We start from the raw sequence: 16792 nt of genomic DNA, 5'->3' as shown, positions 1-16792 counted from the left end.
GTGATGTCTGCTACGCCGCGCGCTTGAAGAGATGCGCAAGGGTCTCGTCGCAGCGCTCGGCGAACAGGTGGATCTCCTCGTCGGTGACGATCAGCGGCGGCAGCACCCGGGTCACATTGTCGCCGGCCGCAATGGTCAGCACCTTTGCCTGTGCGCGCAACGCCTCGACCACTTGCGGCGATGGCAGCGTGGTTTTAATGCCGAGCATCAGGCCACGGCCGCGCAGCTCGACAATGCTATCCGGATAGCGCCCAGCCAGGGCCTGCAACAGCCCAAATAGCAAGGCGCCCTTGCGCCGGATTTCTCCGAGCAGCGCATCATCCATCACGACGTCGAGCACCGCGTTGGCGACGGCCCCGGCAAGCGGATTGCCGCCGAAGGTCGAGCCATGCGAGCCGGGCGTCATGCCGAAAGCTGCGTTGCGGGTGGCAAGGCACGCGCCGATTGGAAAGCCGCCGCCGAGTCCCTTGGCGAGACTCATGATGTCGGGGACGACGCCGGATTCCTGATGCGCGAACAGATAGCCGGTACGGCCCATGCCGCATTGTATTTCGTCGAAGATCAGAAGAAGGCCGTGCGCGTCGCAAAGCGCGCGGAGCTGGCGCAGGAAGCTGTGGCTCACTGGCCTGAGTCCGCCTTCACCCTGAATGGGCTCGATCATGATCGCGGCGGTGTGCGGGCCGATGCGGGCGCGGACAGCCTCGATGTCTTCGAGCGGGCACTGATCGAAGGCATCGACTGTGGGGCCAAAGCCGTCGAGATATTTACGGTTTCCGCCAGCGGCCATTGTCGCCAGCGTTCGTCCGTGAAACGCGCCCTCAAAGGTGATGATGCGCCAGCGGTCGGGGAGGCCGTGAGCGTCGTGGTGCCGGCGCGCGATCTTGATGGCGCATTCATTGGCTTCGGCCCCTGAATTCGCAAAGAATGCAATGTCGGCGAAACAGGAGGCGGTCAGGCGTTCGGCCAGCCGCTCGGTTTCGGCGATCCGATAGACATTGGACAGATGCCACAGCTTGCGGCCTTGCCGTTCCAGCGCCTCGATCAGATGCGGATGGGAGTAGCCAAGCGCATTGACGGCGATGCCTGCGCCGAAATCGAGATAGCGGTCACCGTTGACTGTCGTCAGCCACGCGCCTTCGCCACGGTCGAACAGCATGGATGCCGGCTGGTACACCGGAAGCAGTGCATTGGTCATGTCACGCCCTCCACAATGGGGACGGCGCTGTCCGGTTGCGTCGCCTGCGCCAGTTCCCGCCAGCGCGAAGATTGCCGGCGTATCGCGACCAGCGCCGCGACAAGGGCGTTCTCGTCCTCGTCGGTATGCAGTGGAGTCGGCGTAATGCGCAGCCGCTCGGTGCCGCGCGGCACGGTCGGGTAGTTCACCGGCTGAATGTAGATACCGAATTCGGCCATCAATTGGTCGGTAATCGCCTTTGCCAGCGTCGCATCGCCGATCATCACCGGCAGGATGTGGCTGGGGCTCGGCAGCACCGGGATATCATTGGCCAACATCTTCGCCTTCAGCGATGCCGTCCGCATGGCAAGCATCAGCCGGGATGATCCGTCTTCCTTCAGATGGCGCAGGGCCGCGCGAATTCCGGCGACGACGGACGGCGGCAGCGCGGTGCTGAAAATGAAGCCCGGCGCAAAGCTGCGAACGAAATCGACCGCATCTCGGCTGCCGGCGATGTAGCCTCCGATCGAACCGAAGCCCTTGCTGAGCGTCCCCTGAAACATATCGATGCGGTCGAGAAGGCCATCGCGCTCGGCGATGCCGGCGCCACGCGCGCCGTAAAGTCCGACGGCATGGACCTCATCGACATAGGTGAACGCATTGTGCTCCTCGGCGAGATCGCAGATCGCTGCCATCGGCGCGAAGTCGCCATCCATCGAATAGCAGCTCTCGAAGCAGATCAGCTTCGGCCGCGATGTGCTGACTGAGGCGAGCTGCCGTTCGAGGTCGCGCCAGTCGTTATGCGCGAACACGCGTTTTTCCGCGCCCGATCGACGAATGCCTTCGATCATCGAGGCATGGTTCAGCGCGTCGGAAAAAATCACGCAGCCGGGCAACAAGCGGCCGAGCGATGAAAGCGCGGCGTCGTTGGCGACATAGCCCGATGTGAACAGCAAAGCGGATTGCTTGCCGTGCAGGTCGGCAAGCTCACGCTCGAGCAGGACATGTTCGTGACTGGTGCCGGAGATGTTGCGCGTGCCGCCGGCGCCCGCGCCATATTGGTCCAAGGCCACACGCGCCGCGGCAATGACCTCCGGGTGAACGCCCATCGACAGATAGTCGTTGGAACACCAGATCGTAATACGCCTGCCGGCCCGATGATCGAATGCACGAATGCCGCTGTGGGCTTCCCGTTCGAGATCGGCGAAGACGCGATAGCGCCCTTCTTGGTGCAATTGCGCCAGTTCGCTGGTGAAGAAGTCCCGATAGTTATACATGGTCATTGCGAAGGCTCCTTGCAGGCGGGGCCAAGCGTATCGATGACGCTGGCGAGTTGCATTTCGTGTTCGTCGGCCGCCATGGTCTGTCCCAGAACTTTGAGCACGGTGGCGGCGGCTTGGCGCGCGGCTTCAACCAACGTGTCGCCGCGTGCGAGCTTGGCTGTCAGAAGGCCGGTGTAGAGATCGCCAGTCCCGACCGGCGCCATCGGCAGGCGCGGCGATGTCAGCCGCGTACTCGACTTGTCCTCGAACACGATGTTCTCCAGCGTGCCTTCCGGCGTATCGCTAAGCTTGCAACTGGTGACGACCAGCCGGGCGCCGCGCGCTGCCTGGATCTGCAGCGCCGCCGTCTCGAGTTCGTCCCATGTCGATAGCTGACGGCCCGCAATCAGCCCGATTTCGAACTGGTTGGGCGTCAAGAGGTCGGCGAGCGGGACCAGCGCGTCGCACAGGCATTCGACGACCTGATCGGCGACGAACACCCCGAGATGGGCGTCTCCCATCACCGGATCGCAGATATAGGTGATGGCCGGATTGATCTGCCGCGCCCGTTTGATAAAGGCTGCTACCACTTCGCCATTGGCGCGCGAGCCGAGATAGCCGGAGACGATATAGCGGCTGGTCTCGAGCAGGCCGCGTTCCTCAACGCCTCGCAACAGATCGCCGACAAGTTCGGGCTCCAACACCCGGCCGCGCATGGTTGCGAAGCCTGGCGGGTTGGAGAGCAGCGTCGTCGGCACCGCCGCCACGTTCAGCCCGTGCGCCTGCATGGGCAGCACGGCGGCGCTGTTGCCGACATGCCCATGCACGACTTGGCTCTGGATCGAGATGATGGAGGTCGTCATCGGCAACGTCCGAGGTTTCATTTCGTAGCTCCTTCGCTCACGGACAGGTCGCTGCGCTCGCGGCGCGGCGGGCGACCGTTGAGGACGAGGTAGGCGAAGAGGCCGATCAGCAGGCCCCAGAACGCCCCGCCGATGCCGAGCAGCTTGATATTGGCGGCTGAGGCAAGGAAGGTGATCAGCGCCGCCTCGCGGGAGGTCGGGTCGGCCATCGCCGCGGCAAGGCTGCCGCCGATGGTGCCAAGCAGCGCCAGGCCGGCGAGGGTGGTGATGAAGGTCGCGGGAAACGCCATGAACATTGCGGCCAGTGTCACGCCGAACACGCCGACGAGCACGTAGAAGCAACCCGCCGCGATGCCGGCAATCCAGCGTTTGGAGGGATCCTCGTGGGCTTCCTTGCCTGTAGCGATCGCTGCGGTGATGGCCGCGATGTTGAAGGCATGGGAGCCGAACGGAGCCATGATCAGCGAGCCGAGACCGGTCACGGTCACGATCGGATTGGCGCTCGTCTTGAATCCATCGTTCCGCAACACCAGCATTCCCGGCATGTATTGGCCGGTCAACGTAATCAGGAACAGCGGCAGAGCGACGGAGAGGAGCGCGTTCAGCGAGAACTCCGGAGCGGTGAAGACCGGAGCTGCGAATTCCAGCTTCAGCCCCGACAGGTCGAGGCGACCTTGCGTCAGCAGGACGGCAAGCCCGATAACAAGAATACCGACCACGGCGTATCTGGCGGAGAAACGCTTCAGCGCCACATAGGCGACGATCAGCAAGCCGACCAGCAGCGGATCGACACTTGCGCCGCCGAAAGCGCCGATGCCGAACTGCAGCAGGATGCCGGCGAGAAGGCCCGCGGCGATGCCGGGCGGAATCAGGCGGATCACCTTCTCGAAAGAGCCCGACATGCCGAGCGCGACGAAGGCCGCCGCCGAGATCATGTAAGCGCCGACCGCCTCCGCATAGGGCGTCGTCGCAAGTGCTGTGACCAGAAACGCCGCTGCCGGAGTGGACCAGGCCGTGATCACCGGCTCGCGATAGCGCCAGCTCAGGAACAGCCCGGTCAAACCGACGCCGATCGACACCGACCAGACCCAGGAGGCCGTCAGTTCAGGGCTGAGGCCCGCGACCTTCGCGGCCTGAAACACCAGGATGAAAGTGCCGCCGTAATTGACGATGACGGAGATCAGACCCGCGACAATGGGGTGGGCGAGATCGTTCAGGCGGATGGCTGAATGCGAGGAACCGGACGACATGATCCTGAAAGGTCTCCTGAAGGGCATTGACATCTAGCCAATGAATGGCCTGACATGCCCATCCACTTTGAACGATAGAGACAGACCATTTGTTCAAGCACTCGCAACTTGAATCCGTAAAGGCATGGATCGCCCATCCCGCCCATGCGGCGATGCCGCTTCATGCGCGGATTCAACGGGCGATCCGGCAGCTGATCGTCGACGGTGCTCTTGGCCCGGGCAAGCCGCTGCCCGCGTCACGCGTACTCGCGAAATCGCTGGGCGTGTCGCGCGACACGATTGAAGCGGCCTATGCCCAGCTTCATGCCGAAGGCTTCATCGACCGGCGCGTGGGGAGCGGCAGCTTCGTCGCGGAAATGACCGAGTTCACGCCCGGTCGCCGGCTGTCGCAGCGGGACGCGCTGTCGCGCAATCAGGCGCCCAATCTCAGCAAGCGCGGAGCCGCCATGTTCCACAGCGGCGGCGTTCGCGAGATGCTTTCGCCGCGGCCCTTCGCCCATGGCGTGCCGGAAACCCGGACCTTTCCGCTTCAGCTCTGGGAACGTCTGGAGCGGCAGGTTCGGAAAGAAGTCGGCGTGCAGACGCTGCTTCATGGCGATCCGCAGGGGACCGAACCGCTGCGCCGCGCCATCGCCGACTATGTGAATCTGGAGCGCGGCGCGCGCGCCACCGCTGACCGCGTCTTGGTGCTGACCAGTTCGCAGCAGGCGATGTCGCTGTGCGCCAACATGCTGCTCGATCCTGGCGAGCGGATCTTCATCGAAGACCCTGCTTATTACGGCGCGCGCAAGGCGTTCGATGCGGCGGGGCTGGAATGCGTTCCGATCCGTGTCGATCGGCAGGGCATCGTCGTCGATCAGATCATCGCCGAACCGCGCAGGGCCAAGGCGGTTTTCCTGACGCCGTCCCACCAGTTTCCGACCGGTGCAACGCTGACGCTGGACCGCCGCCTGGCGCTGATCGAATGGGCGACCCGGCATCAGGCCTGGATCATCGAAGACGATTACGACAGCGAGTTCCACTACGCGGGCAAGCCGACCGCCTGCGTGCAAGGTCTCGATCCGCATGACCGCACCATCTATATCGGCACCTTCACCAAATCGCTGTTTCCGGGGTTGCGGATTGGCTACGTCGTGTTGCCGCCGCAGCTGGTCAAACCGATGACGGTGGCGCGCACGCTGCTGGACGGCCATACCGCGCCGATGGCGCAATTGACGCTGGCGCGCTTCATGGAGGGCGGACATTTCGGCGCGCATGTTCGCACCATGCGCGGCGTCTACGCCGAACGCCTCGACGTGCTGGCGCGCCTCGTCAGCAAACATCTGTCGGATGTCGTCGAGCCGCGCGTGCCTAGCGGCGGGCTGCAAATGCCCTGCCTATTGAGCTGCGCTGTTTCGGAGCGCGTCGCGATCGACGCGGCGCGACGTGTCGGAATCGATCTTCTTGGACTGTCGGCGCTGCACGCGGGCGGCGATGGCAAGGCCGGCTTCCTGGTGGGCTTTGCGGCCTACACGCCCCTGGAAATCGAGATGGCCGTCAAGAAACTGGCGAATGCGCTTCGGGCGGTGATGAAGCCGTAGCCGGACGTGGGTCTCGTCGAATCTAATGGTCTGGATAGCTCGTTAGAAGTGGAGGGGAGAAGCAGACCGCCTTCATGTTAGGTGCTGACGGACAATGCCGCGCGAACGCTGCGTGACGGCGAACAACGATCAGCATCTTGAAGGAGATCGGCAATGAGCACATCGGCCGCGCTGCAGGCAGTTCAGAACATCGGGAACTCAGGCGTGAGCGCTGCCGGCTTGTCCGCGGCCGACGCCGCCGTTGCTGTTGCGATCTCCAACGAGAGAGTCCGCCAGCGCGAGTCCATCGAACTGATCGCCTCGGAGAATTTCGTCAGCCAGGCGGTGCTCGACGCGCAGGGCTCGGTGCTTACCAACAAATACGCCGAAGGCTATCCGCACCGCCGCTACTATGGCGGCTGCGTCAATGTGGATGTGGTCGAGGATCTGGCGATCGCGCGCGTGAACCAGCTGTTCGGCAGCGCTTACGCCAATGTCCAGCCGCATTCGGGCAGCCAGGCCAATCAGGCGGTGTTTCTCGCGCTGCTGACGCCGGGCGACACGATTCTCGGCCTGGACTTGAAGGCCGGTGGACACCTGACCCATGGCGCGCCGGTCAACATGTCCGGCCGCTGGTTTAATGTCGTCAGCTATGGCGTCGACCCCAAAACCCATCTCATCGACATGGATCAGGTGGCGGAGCTGGCTCGCCGGTATCGGCCGAAGCTGCTGATTGCCGGAGGCTCAGCCTATCCGCGTATCCTGGACTTTGCGCGCTTCCGTAAGATCGCCGACGAGGTCGGCGCGAGCCTGATGGTCGATATGGCGCATTTCGCCGGGCTGGTGGCTGGCGGCGCCTATCCGTCGCCGGTTGCTTTCGCCGATGTCGTCACCTCGACCACGCATAAGACGCTGCGCGGCCCGCGCGGCGGTTTTGTTCTGACTAACGACGCGGAGCTGTCGAAGAAGATCAATTCCGCGACGTTCCCCGGCCTTCAGGGCGGTCCGCTGATGCATGTCATCGCCGCGAAGGCGGTGGCGTTCGGCGAAGCGCTGCAACCGTCATTCAAGACCTATGCGCAGGCCGTGGTCGAGAATTGCCGCGTCTTGGCGCAGGCGCTGACCGATGGCGGCTTGACGATCACCTCCGGCGGCACCGATTGCCATTTGGCAGTGGTCGATCTGCGCCCGTTCGGCATCACCGGCAATGTCGCAGAGAAGGCGCTGGAGTCGGTCGGCATCACGCTCAACAAGAATGCGGTCCCGAACGATCCGGAAAAGCCGATGGTGACCTCCGGCATCCGCGTCGGGACGGCCGCAGGCACGTCGCGTGGATTTGGCGTGGACGAGTATCGTGAGATCGCCACGCTCATTCTCGATACGCTCCAAGCCGTCCGCGCCGGAACGCTCGATGCGGATCGGCAAGGGATCAACGCGCGCGTACGCCAGCTGGTGGCGCGCTTTCCATTGCCTTACTGATCGAAAGGCGGGACTGCGATGAATATCCCTGCCGCCGTTGAACTCGCGCCGGACGAGATTGAGCGCTTCGGCCGCGATCCCACCACTTCCTTTGCCGCAAACCTGAAAACGGTTTTGGAGCGCATCGCCGCCGCCTGTGATCGCTGCGGCCGGAACGTAAATGACGTACGCCTGCTACCTGTCACCAAAACGGTTCCGGCCCGTGTGCTGCGGCTCGCCTACGCCGCCGGCATTACTGACTTTGCAGAAAACAAGCTCCAGGAGGCCCGCGACAAGTTCGCCATTCTCGGCGATCTACCGATCCGCTGGAGCATTATCGGCCACCTGCAGACCAACAAGGTGAAGTACCTGGTACGCTTCGCCTCCGAATTCCATGCGCTGGACAGCTTGCGGCTCGCCGACGAGCTGAACCGTCGCTTGCAGGCGGAAGGCCGGGACCTCGACGTGTTCGTGCAGGTCAATACCTCGGGTGAAGCCAGCAAATACGGGCTGCATCCCAACGATGTCATTGCCTTCATTGAACGTCTGGCCGAATTTCCAAGGCTCAAGCCGCGCGGTCTGATGACGCTGGCGATCTTCAGCGCCGATACCGCGCGCGTGCGCGCCTGCTTCCGGCTGCTACGCGATCTGCGCGACCGGGCCGTCTCGATCCACCCCGGACTGACCCAGCTTTCGATGGGCATGTCGGGTGATTTCGAGGTCGCCATCGAAGAGGGCGCCAATGTGGTGCGGGTCGGACAGGCGATCTTTGGCGCTCGCCCGACCAGCGACGCGTTTTATTGGCCGGGGCTGATACCGGGCACCGATGGGGGAGGCTCAGATAACAGCGCGTGATGATGATGGTCGCGAACAACTTGGACGTGGCTAATCCAAAGCTGATTTTCGAAAGCCGGTGGGTCTGCAATTGCTCAAGCCACGAGGGCCGACAACGAGCGAACCGAACTCATCTCGCTGGTCATCCGATTGTCGGCAAACATCATCACTGCGTGTGGTCGGATCGCGATAGTCCGTCGAGGATCGGGCAGTCAGGGCGGCTATCGCCGTGGCAGTTGCGGACAAGATGGCGAAGGGTGTCGCGCAACTCGGCGAGCTCCACCAGCTTGCGGTCGATCTCGGCGAGCTTTGCCTCGGCCAGCGCCTTTACGTCGGCGCTCTCGCGCTCTTTGTCGTGATAGAGCGAAAGCAGTTGTCGGCATTCCTCGACCGAAAAGCCGAGGTGGCGCGAGCGTTGGATGAAGCGCATGCGATGCACGTCAGCTATCGAATAATCGCGATAGCCATTGCTGGCGCGGTCAGCCGTCAGCAGGCCGATATCCTCGTAGTAACGAATGGTCTTGGCCGGCAATCCGGACTTTTCTGATGCGGCGCCAATGTTCATCTCGTTCTCCCTGGCGTGTACGGACAATATATAATGTTTCCAGTTACTGGAAGCTCAAGTGCCTTCATGGGCGGGAAAGGTCCGCCAGAATGATTTCCGGACCGGATGCGCTCATTCGGCCGGAGCCAGTGAAACCGCAGCGATGTCGCCAGTTTCGCGGACGGGTGCCCGGAAGCGCTTCAGGCGCATTGCGTTGCCGAGGACGAAGACACTCGACAGCGCCATCGCCCCGGCCGCCAGCATCGGCGACAGCAGGGTGCCGCTGACGGGATAGAGGGCGCCGGCCGCAACCGGGATCAGGGCTGCGTTATAGGCGAAGGCCCAGAACAGGTTCTGCTGGATGTTGCGGATCGTCGCCTTCGACAGCGCGATCGCATTGGCGACACCGAGCAGATCGCCAGACATCAACACCACATCGGCGCTCTCGATCGCAACGTCGGTGCCGGTGCCGATCGCGACGCCGACGTCAGCCTCGGCGAGGGCCGGCGCATCGTTGATGCCGTCGCCGACGAAGGTGACAGTGCGGCTGCCGTCCCGCAGCCGCTTGATTGCGTCGACCTTGCCGTTGGGCAGCACTTCGGCAACGACCTCATCGATGCCGAGTTGGGCTGCAATCGCTTCTGCGGTTCGGCGGTTGTCGCCGGTGATCATTGCGACTTTCAAACCCATGGCATGCAGTGCTCGAATGGCTTGCGGGGTCGAGCGCTTGATCGGATCGGAAACCGCGATCACAGCAGCGAGCTTGCCGTCGATTGCGGCATAGAGCGGCGTCTTGGCCTGCTTGCCCATGCGGCTTGCGGTGTCGGCGAAGCTGTCGACCGCAATGCCCAGCTTAGCCATGTAGCGGTCGGCGCCCACAGCAACCTGGTGCTGACCAACTTGTGCGCTGACACCGAAACCGGGTTCGGCTTCGAAGGCGGTGACTTCAACCAATGAACAGCCTTCATCCTTGGCGGCAGTTGCGATGGCCGCTGCAACCGGGTGTTCGGACTGAGCCTCGACCGAAGCAACGAGTGCCAGAACCTTCGCACGCTTGAAATCGCCGATGACGTCGAGATCGGTCATCACCGGCCTGCCGGCCGTGAGCGTGCCGGTCTTGTCGAAGGCGATGACCTGCGTGGACTTCAGGGATTGCAGTGCATCGCCATTGCGGAACAGCACGCCGAGTTCGGCGGCGCGGCCGGTGCCGACCATGATCGAGGTCGGGGTGGCGAGCCCCATAGCGCAGGGGCAAGCGATGATCAGCACTGCGACCGCATTGACCAGCGCGAAGGTGACGGCTGGTTCAGGACCCAAGAACAGCCAGACCACGAAGGTGATCGCGGCAGCGGCCATGACGGCTGGTACGAACCAAGCCGTCACCTTGTCGACGACTGCCTGGATCGGCAGCTTCGAACCTTGTGCGGATTCCACCATACGGATGATCTGGGAAAGCAGTGAGTCGGCGCCGACCTTGGTCGCGCGATAGGTGAAGCTGCCGGTCTTGTTGATCGTGCCGCCGACGACCTCGGCGCCTTCGCGCTTGCCGACCGGGATCGGCTCGCCCGAGATCATCGACTCGTCCACGAACGACGAGCCCGACACGACGACACCATCGACCGGCAATTTGTCGCCCGGCCGCACCTGGACGACATCACCAGCGACCACCTTATCGAGCATGATTTCAACGAAATGACCGTCACGCTCGACGCGGGCCGACTTGGCCTGCAAGCTCATCAACCGTTTGATCGCTTCACTGGTGCGGCCCTTGGCCTTGGCTTCCAGCACGCGGCCGAGCAGGATCAGCGTGATGATGACCGCCGAGGCCTCGTAATAGACATTGGCCGTACCTTCCGGCAGTACGCCGGGCGCGAAGGTCGCGACGACGGAATATGCCCAGGCCGCGGTCGAGCCCAGCACGACCAGTGAGTTCATGTCCGGGGCGAGGCGCAGCAGTGCCGGCACGCCCTTCTTGTAGAAGCGTAGGCCGGGGCCGAACTGGACGATGGTCGCGAGGACAAAGAAGGCGATGTAGCGCGGCTGATCGTCAAAATGTGACATCAACCAGTGATGCAGCGGCGGGTAGGCGTGCGCGCCCATTTCCAGAACGAAGATCGGCAGCGTAAGCACTGCAGCGATAGCAAGATCGCGCTTCAGGTGAGAGAATTCGCGGTTGCGGGCGTCCTCGCGACTATTGCTTCCGGCCTCCGCGTCGTCGCTGCGGCGCGGCTCGTAACCTGCCTTGCGGATGGCGGCGTCGATCGCCGTGCGTGGCGTGGAACCCGCGAGCAGCTCGACGGTCGCGCGTTCGGTGGCGAGATTGACAGAGACCGATTTTACGCCTGGAACGGCGGCGATGGTCTTTTCGACACGGTTCACACACGACGCGCAGGTCATGCCCTCGATGTCGACTTCAATTCTCTCGACCGGGACGTCGTAGCCGGCGCCGCGGATAGCGGCGATGATCGCGCCGGAATCGACGGCGCCGCTGTAGGTGACTTCGGCGCTTTCCGTGGCGAGGTTGACGGCCGCCGCCGTCACGCCCGGCACCTTGGTGATGGCGCCTTCGACGCGGCGCACACAGGATGCGCAGGTCATGCCCTCGATCGGGAAGATCTGTCTGGCAACTGCGGATCTGGCTTGCGGTGCGGCGTTCATCGTTTCAGTCCTTGCTCGAATGAGTTGAGCAGAGGCTAATGCTTCCAGTAACGGGAAGGTCAATAGCGATGGCAGAAAACTCTGTGGCCACTCAAGCTATTGTTTTGTATGCAGTCTTTGGTCTGATCCGGTCGGCGCGCACTTAAGGGTATGGAAAAAACCTGCTTGACGTTCCACTGGCAGGAACCTGCAGCCTCAAGAGACGGCGCTTGTGCCGATGCCAATCAGGAGTTTCGAATGCTGACGTTGAACATACCCGACATGACCTGCGGCCACTGCGCCGGGGCCGTCACCAAGGCCATTCAGAGCGTCGACGCGGGCGCTAAGGTCGGTATCGATCTCAATACCAAGACCGTAACCATCGACGCCGCCTCTGACGACTCCGCTTTCACACAAGCACTTGAAGTGGCGGGCTACCCCGCCACTGTCAGCGCCGCGTAATAGCGATATCTTAGGGGGCGGAGCTTTCATCTCCGTCCCCAGCGCAACACCCTTCCCGAACTCTCCCAGACGCACTTGCGCGGAAACCGCGCTGAGATGAGACCTGACCACGTCCCGACAAGGTCCAGAACCGGGATGGACGCTTGAACGCTCACGGCGTGATGTGTCTGGGGGCTGGGGGCTGGGACTGTTCGGATCCTGCCCCCGCACGTTAGCCCAGCGGCTCCCCTTCGACTGGCGTCAATCGGCTAGCCCCGGAATTGGTTTCTCGCCGCAGGACTAGCCGTCGGATGACGACATAAAAGACGGGCGTCAGGATCAACCCGAAGAAGGTCACGCCAACCATGCCGGCGAACACGGCGATGCCCATCGCATGGCGCATCTCTGCACCGGCTCCCGTTGCAATGACCAGTGGCACAACACCAGCGATGAATGCGAGCGACGTCATCAGAATTGGCCTCAGACGCAGTCGCGCGGATTCGAGCACCGCGGCAAGTGGCTCGCGGCCATCCTTCTCCTCTTTGTAGGCGAACTCCACAATCAGGATCGCATTCTTGGCCGCGAGACCGACCAACACGACAAAGGCGATCTGGGTGAAGATGTTGTTATCTCCGTTGGAGAGCCAGACGCCGATGATGGCAGACAGCAACGCCAACGGCGCGATGAGGAGGACGGTGAAGGGCAATGACCAGCTGTTGTATTGCGCCGCGAGAATCAAGAACGCGAGCAAGACTGCGAGCGGAAAAACGATCATGGCCGTGTTCCCAGCCTGTTTCTCCTGGAAGGTCAGATCAGTCCACTCGAACATCATACCGTCTGGCAGCGTCTCAACGACGATCCGCTCAATTGCCGCTGTCGCTTGCCCGGACGAATAACCCGGTGCCGGACCTCCTGTGATGTCGACCGAGGGATAGCCATTGTAGTGCATCACCCGATCTGGTCCTGAACTGGTAACCACAGTTGCAAGAGCCGCCAGGGGGACCATCTCGCCCGAGGCATTTCGAACCTTCAGGCGCGCAATATCGTCTATTTGTGCGCGGAATCGCTCCTCCGCCTGGGCGATCACGCGATAGGTGCGACCGAAACGGTTAAAATCGTTTGCGTAGAAGGAACCCAGATTAACCTGCAATGTCTCGAAGATCGCCGTCAGCGGAACGCCTTGCGCCTTGGCCTTGACCCGATCGAGTTCGACCTGAACCTGTGGCGCGTTCATCTGGAAGCTCGCCATCATGCCGGCAAGCTCCGGCGCGTTCGAAGCTTTCGTCATGATCTCGCCCTGCGCCTTGGCAAGGGCCTCGAGGCCTGCGCCGGCGCGATCCTCGATCTGGAGCTTGAAGCCACCGATCGTTCCGAGCCCCGGAACCGGCGGCGGCGGGAAAATGCCGACGAAGCCGTCAGGGATCTGGCTGTACTTGCCCATCAGCCGGCCAGCGATCGCATTAGCCGAGAGAGACGGATCCTTGCGCTGCTCGAATGGATCGAGCATCGCGAAGACGACGGCTGCATTTGGCAGGTTGACGAAGCCGTTCACGGACAGGCCCGGAAAGGCCACGATGCTTTCGACGCCCGGTTCCGCTGCCGCGATCCTGGACATCTCTTTGACGACAGCCTCCGTCCGATCGAGCGACGCCCCGGACGGCAGTTGGGCAATGCCGACGAGATAGTATTTGTCCTGAGCAGGCACGAAACCGGTCGGGATGCTCTGGAATCCCACCCACGTCATTCCAACAAGTGCTGCATAGAGTATCAGGATTACGCCGCTGATGCGGATGGCGCCGCGTGCCGCGCCGACATAGGCGCTCGATGCCCTGTCGAAGAAGCGATTGAACAGACGGAAAAACCAGCCGAGCGCGAAATCGATGCCGCGGGTAAGCCAGTCGCGGTTTGATCCTGAGTGGTGCGATTTCAAGAGCATGCCTGCCAGCGCCGGCGAAAGCGTCAGGGAGTTGATCGCCGAAAGAACCGTCGAGATCGCAATCGTGACTGCGAACTGGCGGTAGAACTCGCCCATAAGGCCCGACAGAAATGCGGACGGAATGAACACTGCAGCCAGAACGGAAGTGATCGCGATGATCGGCGCAGTCACCTCATCCATCGCCTTGCGGGCCGCTTCCTTCGGCGTTTCGCCAAGACCGATATGCCGTTCGACATTCTCGACGACAACGATGGCGTCATCGACGACGATTCCGATCGAAAGAACCAGGCCGAACAGCGATAAAGTGTTCAGCGAAAAACCCAAAAGATACATCACCGCAAGCGTGCCGACGAGCGATACGGGCACGGCCACCAACGGAATGATGGAAGCGCGCCACGTCTGCAGGAACAGGACGACGACGACGACGACGAGAACGATCGCTTCGAGCAACGTCATCATGACGGCGGCCAGGGACGCGCGCACGAAGACGGTTGGATCGTAAGCGATCCGGTACTCCAGGCCTTCCGGAAAATCCCGCCGCAACCGCTCCATCTCGGCGTGCACCGCGTTCGAGACGTCCAGTGCATTTGCACCTGGTCGTTGAATGATCTGCATGGCAACGGCCGGATCACCGTTGAGCAGGCTTCGTAACGCGTAGGCATCAGCACCGAGGCCAACCCGCGCAACATCGCGCAGACGTACGATCTGCCCGTCATCGCCGGTCTTGATCACGATCTCGCCGAATTGTTCTTCGCTGGACAGTCGCCCCAGCGTACTGACCGTAACCTGATAGCTGGCAGCCTCCGAAGGCTGTTGGCCGACCGAACCGGCTGCGACCTGGACGTTTTGTTCGCGAATTGCGGTGACGACATCGCCAGCCGTCAGACCGCGTGCAGCGACCTTGGCGGGGTCCAGCCATACGCGCATGGCGTATTCGCCGGCGCCCCATACGACGACATCGCCGATCCCCGGCAGTCGGGCGAGCGTGTCGCGAATCTGGAGGGTCGCGTAGTTGGAGATGTAGAGCGGATCGTAGCGCTTGCCGGGCGATACAAGATGCACCACCATCAGGATGTCGGGCGAGGTCTTTTGGGTGACGACGCCAATGCGTTGAACCTCTTCGGGCAGCCGCGGCAGGGCGCGCGACACGCGGTTCTGCACTTGAATCTGGGCGATGTCCGCATCGGTGCCTTGAGCGAACGTGACGGTGAGCGTCATCCTGCCGTCGGTCGCAGCCTGCGAGCTCATATAGAGCATGCCCTCGACGCCGTTGATCGATTGCTCGAGCGGGGAGGCCACTGTCTCGGCGATCACCTGCGGGTTCGCGCCCGGATAGCTAGCGGTCACCTGCACGGTCGGCGGGGTGATGGACGGGTATTCGCTCAACGAGAGTCGGAATAGCGCTATCGCACCGGCGATCAGCATGAGGGCGGAAAGAACGATCGCAAAGATCGGGCGATTGATAAAGAAGCGTGGCAGGCTCATCGACGCGCTTCCTGCGAGCTGCTATTGGCAACGCCGTTGACCGAGCGCTGATCGGGCGCCATCGCGATCCGGTTCGGCGTAACCTGCATGCCGGGTCGGACGAGCCCCTTGATGATGATCGTGTCACCAGGATTGAGGCCGTTATCAACGACGCGCAGTCCCTCGTTCATCGCCCCCAATTCAACCGGCCGGTACTCGACCTTGTTGCCGGCCCCCAGCACCAGAACGTATCGGCGGCCTTGATCGGTCCCGACCGCTTGATCATCGATGAGAACGGTTTCCCGGGGCGCGCTCGTGGCGAGTTTCACCCGTGCGAACAGGCCAGGTGTCAGCCTGCCGTCGGGATTTGCCAGCACTGCGCGGGCGCGGATCGTCCCGGTGCCGCGATCGACGCGATTTCCAAGGAAGTCCAAGGCGCCGGAATGCGGGTAGCCGTTCTCGGTGGCGAGCCCGACTTCCACCGGGAACGGGGTGCCCTGGCGTCCGACGGCCTCCGGGCGGGTCTGGCCCAGAAAGCCCAGATATGTGGCTTCATCGATATCGAAATAGACATAGACAGGGTCGACCGAAACGATCGTGGTGAGCAATGTCGCCGTGGCCCCGGAGGCTCCGGTGACGAGGTTTCCTTCTGTCACAAGTACCTTGTCGACCCGTCCGGCGATCGGGGCGGTCAGGCGTGAATAGGAAAGGTCGAGCGCGGCAGCAGCTACTGCAGCTTTCGCCTCCAGCATCTGCGCTTGCCGTTCCTGTTTCCTGGACAGGGCGTCATCAAAGGTCTTCGTGGAGATGGATCCGCTCGGGACCAACCGCTGCGATCGATCGAGATCCGTTTCGCCTTGTGAGAACAGAACCTCGGCCCGTTGCAGCCGCGCTTCCGCATTCTGCAGCGCGATCTCGAACGGGCGAGGATCGATCTGAAACAACAACTGGCCTCGTTCAACGAGACCACCTTCCGGCACCGTGACGGATTCAAGTGTGCCACCGACACGCGGCCGTAGCTCGACCGTTTTGACGGCGGCGATGACGCCAGTGAACTCCGACGATCGTGCGGCCACCCGTGTGACGACCTGACCGACAGGCACCTGGGGCGGTGGCGAGGGCTTCGGGGCGATCTTGATCGTTTCACCCGAGGTCAGCACCCTGCTGACAATGGAAGGCACACCATTGAGATAGACGAGCAATGCGCCACCGGCCGCTGCCGCTAAAGCGAAAAGAAAGATCCGGGACGTCCTCGTCATCTGAGCTACCTCGTCGTCAGAATGCGCGATGTCTCCGATGACACCGCTGCAATATTCTGGCGACGCTAGTGCTTCCAGTGACAGGAAGGTCAACAGCAGCTTTTGGAGCGT

12 protein-coding genes are annotated in these 16792 nt (G+C 62.5%); 4 read left to right on the top strand and 8 right to left on the bottom strand.

Annotated elements, in window-relative coordinates:
- Positions 1-10 precede the first annotated feature (10 nt).
- From BMY71_RS17635 to BMY71_RS17620, 4 genes are read right to left on the bottom strand one after another with little or no spacing between them, the layout of a single operon-like run.
- A complete protein-coding gene (locus BMY71_RS17635) occupies positions 11-1195 on the bottom strand; it encodes an aspartate aminotransferase family protein (RefSeq protein ID WP_092685476.1) in 1185 nt (394 codons plus the stop codon).
- Positions 1192-2457 carry a 5-aminolevulinate synthase gene (gene hemA / locus BMY71_RS17630; RefSeq protein WP_092685474.1) on the bottom strand — a complete coding sequence of 422 codons (1266 nt, stop codon included), beginning with the start codon at positions 2455-2457 and terminating at the stop codon, positions 1192-1194. The genes BMY71_RS17635 and hemA overlap by 4 nt, the downstream gene beginning before the upstream one ends.
- The gene (gene pdxY, locus BMY71_RS17625; protein ID WP_175557706.1) at positions 2454-3320 is read right to left on the bottom strand and encodes a pyridoxal kinase; all 867 of its coding nucleotides are present in this window, start codon (positions 3318-3320) and stop codon (positions 2454-2456) included. The genes hemA and pdxY overlap by 4 nt, the downstream gene beginning before the upstream one ends.
- Positions 3317-4549 carry a benzoate/H(+) symporter BenE family transporter gene (locus tag BMY71_RS17620; protein WP_092685470.1) on the bottom strand — a complete coding sequence of 411 codons (1233 nt, stop codon included), beginning with the start codon at positions 4547-4549 and terminating at the stop codon, positions 3317-3319. Before BMY71_RS17620 ends, pdxY begins: the two co-directional genes overlap by 4 nt.
- Before the next feature lie 89 nt (positions 4550-4638).
- Here BMY71_RS17620 and pdxR point away from each other — a divergent pair, with 89 nt between their 5' ends.
- The 3 genes from pdxR to BMY71_RS17605 all read left to right on the top strand — a co-directional run bounded on the left by pdxR (position 4639) and on the right by BMY71_RS17605 (position 8421).
- Positions 4639-6129 (top strand): MocR-like pyridoxine biosynthesis transcription factor PdxR, encoded by a 1491-nt coding sequence (gene pdxR / locus BMY71_RS17615; protein ID WP_092685468.1) that lies wholly within the window; start codon positions 4639-4641, stop codon positions 6127-6129.
- Positions 6130-6282: 153 nt separating this feature from the next.
- A complete protein-coding gene (glyA, locus tag BMY71_RS17610; RefSeq protein WP_092685466.1) occupies positions 6283-7587 on the top strand; it encodes a serine hydroxymethyltransferase in 1305 nt (434 codons plus the stop codon).
- A gap of 18 nt (positions 7588-7605) precedes the next feature.
- Positions 7606-8421 (top strand): YggS family pyridoxal phosphate-dependent enzyme, encoded by an 816-nt coding sequence (locus BMY71_RS17605; RefSeq protein ID WP_092685464.1) that lies wholly within the window; start codon positions 7606-7608, stop codon positions 8419-8421.
- A gap of 145 nt (positions 8422-8566) precedes the next feature.
- On the opposite strand, the gene cueR is transcribed toward BMY71_RS17605, so the two are convergent.
- Together cueR and BMY71_RS17595 are read right to left on the bottom strand one after the other, a co-directional pair.
- Entirely contained in the window at positions 8567-8965 is a 399-nt protein-coding gene (cueR, locus tag BMY71_RS17600) for a Cu(I)-responsive transcriptional regulator (protein ID WP_011502721.1), read from the bottom strand.
- Between the two features lie 111 nt (positions 8966-9076).
- Positions 9077-11602, bottom strand: a complete 2526-nt coding sequence (locus tag BMY71_RS17595) for a heavy metal translocating P-type ATPase (protein WP_092685462.1) — start codon at positions 11600-11602, stop codon at positions 9077-9079.
- 237 nt (positions 11603-11839) lie between these two features.
- On the opposite strand from BMY71_RS17595, the gene BMY71_RS17590 reads away from it, so the two are divergent.
- Positions 11840-12043, top strand: coding sequence for a heavy-metal-associated domain-containing protein (locus BMY71_RS17590; RefSeq protein WP_092685605.1), 204 nt, complete (start codon positions 11840-11842; stop codon positions 12041-12043).
- 211 nt (positions 12044-12254) lie between these two features.
- Here BMY71_RS17590 and BMY71_RS17585 read toward each other — a convergent pair whose 3' ends face one another.
- Both BMY71_RS17585 and BMY71_RS17580 read right to left on the bottom strand, forming a co-directional pair.
- Positions 12255-15443 (bottom strand): efflux RND transporter permease subunit, encoded by a 3189-nt coding sequence (locus BMY71_RS17585; RefSeq protein WP_092685460.1) that lies wholly within the window; start codon positions 15441-15443, stop codon positions 12255-12257.
- Positions 15440-16774: an efflux RND transporter periplasmic adaptor subunit gene (locus BMY71_RS17580; RefSeq protein ID WP_430715343.1), complete on the bottom strand. Its 1335-nt coding sequence runs from the start codon at positions 16772-16774 to the stop codon at positions 15440-15442. The genes BMY71_RS17585 and BMY71_RS17580 overlap by 4 nt, the downstream gene beginning before the upstream one ends.
- Positions 16775-16792 lie beyond the last annotated feature (18 nt).

Origin of the sequence: Rhodopseudomonas pseudopalustris, from assembly GCF_900110435.1 — a bacterium.
Lineage (GTDB): Bacteria > Pseudomonadota > Alphaproteobacteria > Rhizobiales > Xanthobacteraceae > Rhodopseudomonas > Rhodopseudomonas pseudopalustris.
The sequence above is the reverse complement of the archived record's forward strand: the minus strand, read 5'-3'. Positions and strand labels throughout refer to the sequence as shown.